General features: G+C 67.2%; 6 protein-coding genes and 1 pseudogene. 5 read left to right on the top strand and 2 right to left on the bottom strand.

Features of this window, described 5'->3' with window-relative positions; genetic code table 11:
- Positions 1-92 precede the first annotated feature (92 nt).
- From V5B60_RS03195 to V5B60_RS03175, 5 genes and pseudogenes are all read left to right on the top strand, one after another.
- The gene (locus tag V5B60_RS03195) at positions 93-1,637 is read left to right on the top strand and encodes a TolC family outer membrane protein (RefSeq protein ID WP_332345586.1); all 1,545 of its coding nucleotides are present in this window, start codon (positions 93-95) and stop codon (positions 1,635-1,637) included.
- 159 nt (positions 1,638-1,796) lie between these two features.
- Positions 1,797-2,717: an amino acid ABC transporter substrate-binding protein gene (locus V5B60_RS03190; RefSeq protein ID WP_332345585.1), complete on the top strand. Its 921-nt coding sequence runs from the start codon at positions 1,797-1,799 to the stop codon at positions 2,715-2,717.
- A 99-nt stretch (positions 2,718-2,816) separates the two neighbouring features.
- Entirely contained in the window at positions 2,817-4,328 is a 1,512-nt protein-coding gene (gene ilvA, locus V5B60_RS03185) for a threonine ammonia-lyase, biosynthetic (protein ID WP_332345583.1), read from the top strand.
- Between the two features lie 101 nt (positions 4,329-4,429).
- Positions 4,430-5,595, top strand: a pseudogene (locus V5B60_RS03180) (MalY/PatB family protein).
- Positions 5,592-7,220 carry an alpha-amylase family glycosyl hydrolase gene (locus tag V5B60_RS03175; RefSeq protein ID WP_332345582.1) on the top strand — a complete coding sequence of 543 codons (1,629 nt, stop codon included), beginning with the start codon at positions 5,592-5,594 and terminating at the stop codon, positions 7,218-7,220. Before V5B60_RS03180 ends, V5B60_RS03175 begins: the two are co-directional and overlap by 4 nt.
- A gap of 318 nt (positions 7,221-7,538) precedes the next feature.
- Here V5B60_RS03175 and V5B60_RS03170 read toward each other — a convergent pair whose 3' ends face one another.
- Positions 7,539-9,173 carry a methyl-accepting chemotaxis protein gene (locus V5B60_RS03170; protein WP_332345581.1) on the bottom strand — a complete coding sequence of 545 codons (1,635 nt, stop codon included), beginning with the start codon at positions 9,171-9,173 and terminating at the stop codon, positions 7,539-7,541.
- Positions 9,174-9,220: 47 nt separating this feature from the next.
- The gene (gene glnE, locus V5B60_RS03165) at positions 9,221-11,956 is read right to left on the bottom strand and encodes a bifunctional [glutamate--ammonia ligase]-adenylyl-L-tyrosine phosphorylase/[glutamate--ammonia-ligase] adenylyltransferase (RefSeq protein WP_332345580.1); all 2,736 of its coding nucleotides are present in this window, start codon (positions 11,954-11,956) and stop codon (positions 9,221-9,223) included.
- Between the last annotated feature and the right edge of the window lie 53 nt (positions 11,957-12,009).

Raw genomic sequence — 12,009 nt, 5'->3', positions numbered from 1 at the left:
TCGATCAATCCCGGGGCATGAGCGGCCTTGTCGCCGCGGACCAACTGCTGAGTATAATGCGGCAAACCTCACACTCTCGGGTCCACTTTGACATGAAAAACAAGAGACAGGGTTCAAGCCTGCCCCCCGTGTCATTCCTGCTGGCGGCTCTGCTGCCGCTGATGACTTCCTCTGCCGCCAGTGCAACGAATCCCGAGCATGTCTCTCTGCACGAGGCGGCGCAGATCGCAGTGCTGCGGAACCCCGAGGTGCAGGCGCGCTGGCATGCCTTTCGCGAAGGGCGGGAGGAGGTCGACGTCGCGCGCGGCGGTTTCCTGCCGCAGGTCGACGTCGCGGCGGCCGTCGGTCGTGAGAGGCTGACGCCGCGAAGCGATCCCGCCGCCGAGACGTCCTGGAGCCGAAATTACGCACTGATCAACCTGCGGCAGATGGTGTTCGACGGTTTCGCCACCGCCAGCGAGGTCAAGAGGCTGGGCAAGGCCAAGCTCGTCCGTTACTTCGAACTGCTCGATGCCTCGGAGAATACGGCTCTCGAAGCGGGCCGCGCCTATCTCGACGTCGTTCGCCATCGTCGTCTGGTGTATCTTGCCGAGGAGAACTACATCCAGCATCAGGCGGCGCTCGATCAACTCCGCTTGCGGGCCGAATCGGGTGTCGGCAAGCGGGTCGATGTCGATCAGGCCGCCAGCCGCTTGGCTCTGGCGGATGTCAACCTGACTACCGCACTCGCCAACCTGCACGATGTGACGGCGCGCTATCTGCGATTGATTGGCGAGCAGCCGGCGAAAGTCATGTTTGCCCCGGCCGATCTTGCGAGTTCGTTTCCCGATCGCGCCGAGGCCGTCCTCGTCGTGGCACTGGCGAACAACCCGGCCTTGCAGGCGACGGTCGAGAACGTCGAAGCATCGCAGCACGACCTCGAAAAGCAGCGCGCCGCCTTCATGCCGCGACTGCACCTGATCGCCCGCAGCGAGCATTTCAGTGACTTCGCGGGCCTCGGCGATGCCCGCGACAACAGCGTCGTCGAAATGCGGCTCGACTACAATCTCTACAACGGCGGCTCGGACCTGGCGCGCAACCGCCAGTACCGGGAGCGCAAGAACATCGCCCTCGACCAGCGCGAGAAGGCCTGTCGGGACATCCGGCAGACGCTGTCGATCGCCTTCCACGACACGATCCGCCTGCGCGACCAGATCGGCCAGATCGCCATGCAGGTCGAACTGGTCGAGAAGACGCGCAACGCCTATCGCGACCAGTTCAACATTGGCCAGCGCACACTGCTCGACCTGCTCAACACCCAGAACGAGTATTTCGATGCCCGCCGCTCGCAGGTCAATGCCGAGATCGAGCTTGCCCTGGCCTATTTGCGCAGCTACGCCGGCATGGGCCGACTGCTCGAGAAGCTCGGCCTGAAACGTGCGGAAGGCGATGAAGCGCCGGCGGCCAAGGAAATGGCGGCGGCCGATCCGGCGCAACTCTGCCCGCCAGCGGCACCCACCTACGCCCAGCCCGATCGCGAACTGCTCGCGCGCAGGGCCAAGGAATTGAGCGACGGGGCAGCGGCTGGCCTGGTCGGCGCTCGCAACCAGCCGGTGGTACCCGGTCAGTTCCCCGCGACACGGCCGGCGGTGCCGTGAACTCGGTCGCCCGCCTGACGACCGGCGTCGCTGCCGCCGCGCGCACCGCCACGGCAACTCACGCTGGCAATAGGTTCGGCATGCGCGCGGCATCGCGTTTCGCCATTGGCCGCGCCGCCCGTCGCCCGGGCCGGCCGGTCCGACCACGGAGGTCGTGACATGAGAGTTGCCGCTGCGTGCCTGTCCCGCGCCTTGCTCGCTGCCGCCTGCCTGTTCCTCCTCGTCCCGGCGCCGAGCGCCGAGGAAGGACCGGCGTCGCCGACCTTGGCGAAGATTCGTGCGGCGAACGCGGTCTATATCGGCTACCGTGAGGCCGCCATCCCCTTCTCCTATCTGGCTGGCGGGGGTGAGGCGATCGGTTTCGCGATCGACCTCTGTCGTCATGTCACCGACGCCATCCAGGCGCAGCTGAACCTGCCGCATCTGGCGGTGGTGCCGGTTCCGACGACGCCCGGTGCGCGCCAGATCATGCTCGAGACCGGAACGATCGACCTCGATTGTGGCGCAACGATCAACACCGAACATCGGCAGCGCGACCTCGCTTTCAGCAGCACCATCTTCGTTGCCGGCATCCAGGCGCTGGTCAGCAGGGATGCCGGCATCCGTTCATTTGCCGACCTGCAGGGCAAGACCGTGGCGACCGTCTTCGGGACGACGGCGGCGGCCTACCTGGCTTCGGCAGCCGCCCGCCAGGGACTGCAAGTCAGCCATCGCGGCAGCCGTGATCAGGCGGAAGGACTGCGACTCCTGCTGCGTGGCGAGGTCGCTGCGCTGGTGCTCGACGACGTGTCGCTGCGTGGCCTGTTGCTGCAGCTTGCCGCCGTTGAGCGCGAGCGCTTCATGTTGCTCGACGACCGCTTCGGTTTCGAGCCTTACGCCATTGCCTTCCGTCGCCACGACGCGCAGTTCAAGAAGCTGGTCGATCGGACACTGGGCGGCCTGATGCAGAGCGGCGAGTTCGCGCGCATCTACGAGCGTTGGTTCACCTCGCCGATTCCGCCAGACGGTGGCAATCTGCATCTGCCGATGGGCGACGCCCTGCGGCAGCTCACGCTGACGCCCAACGATCGCGGGGCCTGAAGCGGCCGCGCAACCGCCGCGCCAGCGGGCAGCGGCTGCTCGCCGCCTTCTCCTGCTAGAATCGGCGCCTTTGGCAAAGCACTGGGGCGACCTGCCGCCATGCCCATCGATTACCTCGAGAGAATCCTCAACGCCCGCGTCTATGACGTGGCGATCGAAACCCCACTCGACCGGGCCCCTGGCCTGTCGGCACGCATCGGCAATCGGGTGCTGCTCAAGCGCGAGGATCTGCAGCCCGTCTTCTCCTTCAAACTGCGTGGCGCCTACAACAAGATCGTGCACCTGTCGAAGGAGAAGCTGCAACGCGGCGTGATCTGCGCTTCGGCAGGCAACCATGCGCAGGGCGTCGCGCTGGCCGCAGCCAGGGTGGGCTGCCGGGCAGTGATCGTCATGCCGACGACGACGCCGCAGATCAAGGTCGAGGCAGTCCGGCAACGCGGTGGCGAAGTGCTATTGGCCGGTGAGTCGTACGACGACGCCTACGCGCATGCGCAGGCAATCGAGAAGAGCGAGCGCCTGAGCTTCGTGCATCCCTTCGACGATCCGGAGGTGATCGCCGGCCAAGGCACCATCGGCATGGAGATCCTGCGCCAGCATGCGGAGCCGATCGACGCCATCTTCTGCTGTGTCGGTGGTGGCGGGCTGATCTCGGGAGTTGCCGCCTACGTCAAGCGCCTGCGACCAGCGACCCGGATCGTCGGCGTCGAAGCGGTCGACGCCGACGCCATGGCGCGCTCCCTGCGTGCCGGCAAGCGTGTCCGGCTCGAGCACGTCGGCCTGTTTGCCGATGGCGCCGCTGTCAAGTACGTCGGCGAGGAGACCTTCCGCCTCTGTCAGACCCACGTCGATGAAATGGTGCTGGTCGATACCGACGCCATCTGCGCCGCGATCAAGGACGTCTTCGAGGACACGCGCGCGGTGCTCGAGCCAGCCGGCGCGCTGGCAGTTGCCGGCGCCAAGGAGTACGCGGCGCGCCACCGGCTGCAGGGCAGGACCCTGGTCGCCACGGCATCGGGCGCCAACATCAACTTCGACCGGCTGCGTTTCGTCGCCGAACGGGCGGAGATCGGCGAGCAGCGCGAGGCGGTCTTCGCCGTGACGCTGCCCGAGCGACCGGGGGCCTACAAGCAGTTCGTCGCCCTGATCGGTGCCCGCAGCATCACCGAGTTCAACTACCGCTACAACGATCAGCGCGAGGCGCACATCTTCGTGGGCATCCAGGTTGCTTCGCGTGCGGAGTCGGTACGCCTGTTGCAGCATCTGCGCAAGCACGGCTACCCCACCCTCGACCTGACCGACGACGAAATGGCGAAAGGCCACATCCGTCACCTGGTCGGCGGTCACTCGCCGACGATCAGCAACGAGATCGTCTACCGCTTCGAGTTCCCCGAGCGACCGGGAGCACTGATGAACTTCCTCAACCGGATGAGTGCCGGATGGAACATCAGCCTCTTCCACTATCGCAACCACGGCGCCGATTACGGCCGCGTGCTGGTCGGCATGCAGGTGCCACCGGACGAGATGGGCGACTTCCGGCAGTTCCTGCGCACGCTCGGTTACGCGCACTGGGACGAGACCGGCAACGAGGCCTACCGGCTCTTTCTTGCCTAGCCGGCCGGTGCGGCCGCTCATCGATCATTCCCGGGAGAGTCCTCGTGTCCATGGTTCAGCAAGCGCCGCCTGACGGCCCGGCTCGACGCCCGCAGCGCACGGTGCGCAGCTGCGCTGCCGATCTGCCGGCTCACGACTTCGAGCGGGTCATCGACCGCTCGTCCGGCGACTCGCTGAAATGGAACCGCGCGCCGGGCGCGACGTGCTGCCGCTGTGGGTTGCCGACATGGATTTCGCCGCGCCGCCGGCGATCATCGCTGCACTCGAACGCCGCGTCGCGCACGGCTGTTTCGGTTACGCCGAACCGATGCCCGAACTCCACGAGGCCGTCATCGGCCATCTGCAGCGCGAGTACGGCTGGCAGGTCGAGGCAGACTGGCTGCTCTGGTTGCCCGGCCTGGTGAGCGGGCTCAACGTCGCCTGCCGCGCCGTCGATGGTGACGTGATCACGGCGACGCCGGTCTATCCGCCGTTCCTCAGCGCGCCGCGCCTGTCCGATCGGCGGTTGACGACGGCGCCGCTGTGCCAGGTCGACGAGCGCTGGGTGTACGATTTCGCGGCGCTGCAGGACGCGGTACTGCCGAGCAGCCGGCTGCTGTTGCTCTGCCATCCGCACAACCCGGTCGGTCGCGCCTGGGAGCGCGAAGAACTCGAGCGGATCGCAGCCTTCAGCCTGCGCAACGACCTCATCGTCTGCTCCGACGAGATCCACTGCGGGCTCGTCCTTGACGAGCACCGCCGGCACCTGCCGTTGGCGATGCTCGACGACGAGGTGGCGCGGCGAACGATCACGCTCATGGCACCATCGAAGACGTGGAACATTCCCGGCCTCGGCTGTGCCTTCGCCGTCATCGCCGACGCTACACTGCGTCGCCGTTTCAACGCCGCCATGCGGGGCATCGTGCCGCATGTCAATGCGCTCGGGCTGGCGGCCTGCGAAGCCGCCTACCGCGACTGTGACGACTGGCAGCGCGCCCTGCTCGCCACCCTGCGGCGCAACCGCGACACCGTCGAGGCTGCCGTCCGCTCATTGCCCGGCCTTGCCATGAGCCATGTCGAGGCGACCTACCTGGCGTGGATCGATGCGCGCGGCCTCGCCGTCGCCGATCCGGCGGCCTTCTTCGAGGCAGCCGGGGTCGGCCTGTCGAGCGGCGCCGAGTTTGGCCTGGCGGGGTGGGTCCGGCTCAATTTCGGCTGCCCGCGACAGACCCTCGCCACCGCCCTCGACCGGATGGCCACCGCCTGCACGGCCGCCGTGCGATCATGAGCGCTACCGCCAGCTGGTGGCAGACCGGCATCATCTACCAGATCTACCCGCGTTCGTTCCAGGACAGCAATGGCGATGGCGTCGGCGACCTGGCGGGGATCATCGCCCGTCTCGATTACCTGCACAGCCTCAACGTCGATATCCTCTGGCTGTCGCCGATCTATCCGTCGCCAATGCATGACTTCGGTTACGACGTCGCCGATTACTGCGCCATACACCCCCTCTTCGGCACGATGGCCGACTTCGACCGCCTGCTCGCCGAGGTGCACGCGCGCGGCATGCGGCTTCTTCTCGATCTGGTTCCCAACCACAGCTCGCATCTCCATCCCTGGTTCATCGCCAGCCGCAGTGCGCGCGACAACCCGCGGCGAGCCTGGTACATCTGGCGCGACCCGGCACCCGGCGGCGGCCCGCCGAACAACTGGCTGAGCCACTTCGGCGGTCCGGCCTGGACCTTCGACGAGGCCAGCGGCCAGTACTACATGCACCAATTCCTGCCGCAACAACCGGAACTGAACCATCGCCACCCCGAAGTCCTGCCGGCGATCCTGGACTGCATGCGCTTCTGGCTCGACAAGGGTGTCGACGGCTTCCGCGTCGACGTCATCGGCGAGCTGCTGAAGGACCCGCTGTTCCGTGACGAACCGGAGAACCCGAACTGGAACGGGGTTCGCGAGTACCAGCGGCTGCTGCATGTGCACACCGGCAACCTGCCTGAGGTGCACGGCCTGATTCGCCGCATGCGGACCTTCCTCGACGGCTGGAACGACCGCCTGATGATCGGCGAACTTTACCTGCCGAACGCCGACTTGGTCCGCTACTACGGTGATGAGCAAGGCGCGGAGTGCCATTTGCCGTTCAACTTCCAGCTCATCCGTGCCTCCTGGGAGGCCACCGTCGTCCGCCGCCTGGTGGACGCTTACGAAGCGGCCCTGCCCGGGCACGCCTGGCCCAACTGGGTGCTCGGCAATCACGATCAGAAGCGGCTGGCCAGTCGTGTGGGATCGCGCCAGGCACGGGTCGCGCACATGCTGTTGCTCACCCTGCGCGGTACGCCGACCTGCTACTACGGCGACGAGATCGGCATGCTCGACGTGCCGCTGCCCCTGACGCTGATGCAGGACCCGCCGGCGCTCAGGCAGCCGGAAATCGCCCATCTCGTCGGCCGCGACCCGCAGCGCACGCCGATGCAGTGGGATGCCTCGGCGAATGCCGGCTTTGCGGCTGCCGGGGTCCGTCCGTGGTTGCCATTGGCGCCGGATTGCGGCGCGCACAACGTGGCCCGCCAGTTGGGTGACCCGAGTTCATCGCTCGCCTTCTTCCGCGCCATGAGCACGCTGCGGCGAGCCGAGCCGGCACTCGCCAGCGGTTCCTACCGTTCTCTCGACGCCGGGCAGCCGGACGTCTTCGCCTACCTGCGCGGTGACCCGGGCAACGCCCTGCTCGTGCTGCTCAACTTCGCTGCCGAGCCTCGCTGCCCGGTGTTGCCGCTGTCCTGCGCTGCGGCCGAACTGCTGCTGTCAACAACCATGACTCCGCCACGACGGGTCGGCCTCTCGCCGTTGGTCCTCGCAGCCGACGAGGGCATGGTCCTGCGGCTTCCCGTCGCCGGCTGCGTCGCCTGAACGGTGTCCCGGCCCACGGCCGGGCGAGCCGGTCGCGCGGGTACTGCCAGTGCATGTGGGCCGATCGCCCGGTCTGCAGGCGCTGCTGGCACAGCGTCTGGTCTTTCTGCCCTGGGCCGCTGCGTTCTCGAGCATTCGGCTCTGCCGGGGCTACCTCGGCCCAACGTCGTTCTCCACATCGCCTGGCATGAGGACGTGCTGGTGGGCGACGGTGAGGCGCTTGTTGCCGGCATGTCCCGTCTGCGCGCAATGGTCCGCCGGTCCGGCGACCGCTGTCGCCGCCGTCAGCGTGGTCCTGCGAGCGGCACGGCCAAGCTGCTAGAGTGAGAACTGGCCGACCGACTTCTCCATCCGGTCGACCATCGCCGTCAGTTCAACCACCATGACGTCGGTCTGGCTGGCGAGCGCGACGCAGGCGGCGGTCATTGCCGATACCTGCCTGACGTTTTCCGCCAGTTGCGACATCGCGGCGGTCTGGCCCACCGAGGCTTGCGAGATTTCCTCCACGCGCCGGATCGTCTCGTCCATCTCGGCATTGATCCGCTGCAGGATTTCCTTCGACGAAGTGACCCGTTCGACTCCCTCGCCAACCTGCGTCGCACCGGCGCGCATGCCATCGACCGCGGTCGTGGTTTCAGCGTGGATGGCGGTGACCAGGTCGCTGATCTGCTGCGTCGCCTTGCCGGTGCGTTCGGCCAGTTTTCGCACTTCATCGGCCACCACGGCGAAGCCCCGTCCCTGCTCACCGGCCCGCGCAGCCTCGATGGCGGCGTTCAGCGCCAGCAGATTGGTCTGATCGGCTATCTCCTTGATCACCGAGGTGATCTGGCTGATCTCGGTCGATCGCTGGCCGAGCGTCTCGACCTGTTCGGCCGACAGGCGGACCGTTTCGGCGAGGGAGCCGATCGCCGCACAGGCCTGCTCGGACTCCTTGGCTCCGGCGCGCGAAACGCCGCCTGTCTGGCTGGCGACTGCCTGCGTTGCGCGGGCATTGTCGGCAACGCGGGCGATCAGGGCGGTCACTTCATCGACCGCGGCGGTTGCCGAAGCGGTCGCCACGTTCTGTTTGCCCGTCGCTTCCTGGACCTGTTGCACCCCGCGTCCGACATCGCGCGTGGCATCGCCGACCTGCGCCGCGACGTCGGCCATCCCCTGCACGGTCGCCTGTACCGAGGAGACGAAGCGGTCGGTCTGGCGGATGACGGTGCCGATCAGGTCGCTGCGTGGCGAATCGATTCGTTGCCTGAGATTGCCGCTGGTGAGCAGTTGCTCGAGCCACTCGGCGAATCCGTGCAGGTCGCCATGCAGGCGTGGCACATAGGCGAAGAGGAAGAACAGGCCATAAAGAACGGAAGCAACCGCCAGCAGGTCGAGAAGCGTACCCAGTATGCCGCCGCTGAAGCTCGTACCGCCAAGGCGCATCGCCGCACCGAACAGCGCGACGCTGCCGACCAGCGTCAGCTGTACCGGAAGCGAGAGCAGGCGGGCGATGCTTGCGGCACGACGATTCACCACGCGGCCCTGCTCGATGCGCAGCCGCGGGTCGCCCTGGCGGATGCGCTGGTAGGCGCTCGCCGTGGCATCGATCTCGGCGCGGGTCGGCCGGCTGCGCACCGACTGATAGCCAACCACGTGGCCACCTTCACGGACCGGCGACACATTCGCCACCACCCAGTAGAAGCCGCCGTCCTTGCGCCGGTTCTTGACGATGCCACGCCAGGGGCGACCACTCTTCAGCTCGCGCCAGAGGTCGGCGAACGCCTCGACCGGCATGTCGGGGTGACGCACGATGTTGTGTGGCTGGCCGACCATCTCCCGCCGCTCGAAGCCGCTGACACTGGCAAAGGCTTCATTGGCTTCGACGATCACGCCCTTCAGATCGGTCCGGGAGTAGATGAACGCGTTCTCGGGCAGCATCGTCTCGACATCAGTCACCGGCAGGTTCTGGCGCATCGGCGTCCTCCATTGCTTGCTGTGGGAGCGTGGATGATAACCGATGCCTACGGCGAAGCGAAAACCTGCTGCCAGAGTGCGAGCACCGCCTCGATGCGGCCGCTGACCGTGGCACGTGCGACGCGCGCGCGGCGGCCGGCGTTCAGTCGCAGCACGTGCTGCATGCGGCGATACTCGCGGTAGGCGTCACGCACCGCCGTCGCGGCTGCGACCGGAATCAGCCCCAGATCGCCGGCGATGCCGAGCAGCGCGATGTTGCCGAGGTTGCCGCAGAGTCGGGCATGGTGCTGTGCATGGCCGAGGATCAGGTACTGGACGATGAACTCGACGTCGATCAGGCCGCCACGGTCGTGCTTGATGTCGAACGACTGCTGGCTACCCGAGCCATGCTGCTCGAGCATGCGCTGTCGCATCGCCAGCACTTCCCGGCGCAGGGTCGCCAGATCGCGGGGCTGGCGCAGGATCTCGGTGCGAATCGCCTCGAAGCGCTCGCCGACAGCCGGGTCGCCGGCGCAGAAGCGCGCGCGCGTCAGGGCTTGGTGTTCCCACACCCAGGCGTGCTGCAGTTGGTAGTCGCGGAAGGCGTCGACCGGGCAGACGAGCATTCCCGAATCGCCGTTCGGGCGCAGCCGCAGGTCCACTTCGAAGAGGCTGCCGGCGGCGGTCTGGCTCGACATCCAGGTGCTCATGCGCTGGCCGAGGCGGGCATAGAGCTCACCTGCGCCGCTCTCGGGGTCGTCATGCAGATAGACGAGGTCGAGGTCGGAGGCGAAGCCCAGTTCCTTGCCGCCGAGCTTGCCGTAGGCGATGACGGCAAAGCGTGGCGGCAGTTCCGGACGCGGGTGGCGGGACTTCAGCTTCTGCCAGCAGAGATCAAGGGTCGTCTGCACCATGATGTCGGCAAGCTCGCTGAGCCGGTCGGCGAGATGCTCGACCGTGTGCATGCCCGCCAGGTCCTGCGCCAGGAAATGGAAGACCTGCGCATGATGGGTCTCGCGCAGGATGTCCATCTCCCGCTCGGTGTCATCGACGTGCTCCGCCAGCCGCGCCTGCAGGTTGCCGCGAAACTGCTGCCAATCGGTGGTGACGTCGAAGATGCGCGAATCGAGGAGCTCGTCGAGCAGGATCGGGTGGCGGGTCAGGTAGTCGGCTGCCCAGGACGAACTGCCGATCAGCTCGGCGAGTTTCTTCAACGTCTGCGGATACTGCTGCAGGAGCGCGAGATAGGCGCCGCGACGGCTGATCTTGTCGAGAAAGTCAAGGCCGCGCTGCCAGGTTGCGTCGGGTGTCGCCGTCGCGGCGGCCGCATCGATCAGTCGCGGACCCAGCGCGTCGAGCCGCTCGCGGTTGCTCGCCGGCAACTGCAGATAGCGGCCGCTGTCGCGGAAGCGCTGTACCCGTTCGATGAGCGCCTGTGGCTGGCGGAAGCCGAGCGCCGCCAGTTGCTCGAGACTGTCCTCGTTGGCCGTCGCGCCGTCCCAGATGCCGGCCAGCGGGTGCCGTCCTTCCTCGGGCTCGGAGAACACCTGCTCGAAGTGGCGGGCGACGAGCGCACGATGCGCGTCGAGCGCCACCATGAACGAGGCCCAGTCGTGGCAAGCCATCGAGGTTGCGATCGCCTGGCGCTCGTCGTCACCGCCCGGCAGGCGGTGCGTCTGCGCGTCAGCGACATACTGCAGGCGGTGCTCGAGGCGGCGCAGGAATTCGTAGGCGGTCGCCAGCTCGCGTTCACTCTCCGCCGGCAGCAGCCGACGCTCGGCGAGCAGGGCGAGGATCCGCAACGTCGGGCGAACCTGCAGTGCCGGGTCGCGCCCACCGCGAATGAGCTGGAAAACCTGGGCGATGAACTCGATTTCGCGGATGCCTCCGGGGCCGAGCTTGATGTGCTCGGCCATGTCGCGACGCGCCACTTCGCGCCGGATCTGCGCGTGCAGCTCGCGCATGGCGTTGATCGCCCCGAAATCGAGATACTTGCGAAAGACGAACGGGCGGCAGATGCGCTGCAGGGCGTCGATCCACTCCGGTTGCAGATTGGCTCCCTCGTTCATCACCCGTGCCTTGATCCAGGCGTAGCGCTCCCACTCGCGGCCCTGTGCGATGAAGTAGTTCTCGAGCGAGCCGAGCGAGCCGACCAGCGCCCCGGAATCGCCGTTCGGCCGCAGTCGCATGTCGACACGGAAGACCTGGCCATCCTCGGTGGCGTCGCCGAGGGCGCCGATCAGTCGCTTGCCGAGGCGCAGGAAGAACTCGTAGTTGTCGAGGCGGCGACCGTTGCCGGCGGTTCGCCCCTCCTCCGGATAAACGAAGATGTAATCGACGTCCGACGAAACGTTGAGTTCGCGACCGCCGAGCTTGCCCATGCCGATGACGAGCAGCCGCTGCGGCCGGCCGTGCTCGTCGAGGGGCTCGCCGAACTGTCCGGCGAGCTGTCGATGCAGGAGGTCGAGCGCGAAGTTGGTGACGACGTCGGCGAGCCGGGTCATCGTCTCGATGACCTCGGAGAGGGGCGCCAGACCACCGATGTCGCGCACGATCAGCGTCGCCATGACGCGTTGCCGCAGGTGCCGCAGGCAACGCTTCAGTTCCTCTTCGTTGCGCGGTGCGGCAGCGCGGAGGAAGGCGCTCATCCGCTCCGCGGAAAGTGGGCTGGCGGCGTTGCCGTCGAGCCAGACGGCGACTTCCGGCCGCGCTGCCAGCAGCTGACGCAGGTAGCGGCTGTGCGCAGTCGCCGCCAGCCGCGCGGCAGCGAGATCGGGTAGCCTGGCGTCGCGGGAGCTGTTCATGGTTCCTTCATCTCGTCTGGATCCGGATCGCGCGCTGCGCCACGGACGCTGAA

The sequence above is a fragment of the Accumulibacter sp. genome, from assembly GCF_036625195.1.
In the GTDB taxonomy this organism is placed as follows: domain Bacteria; phylum Pseudomonadota; class Gammaproteobacteria; order Burkholderiales; family Rhodocyclaceae; genus Accumulibacter.
Note: the sequence above shows the minus strand (reverse complement) of the source record. Positions and strands in the feature narration are given on the sequence as shown.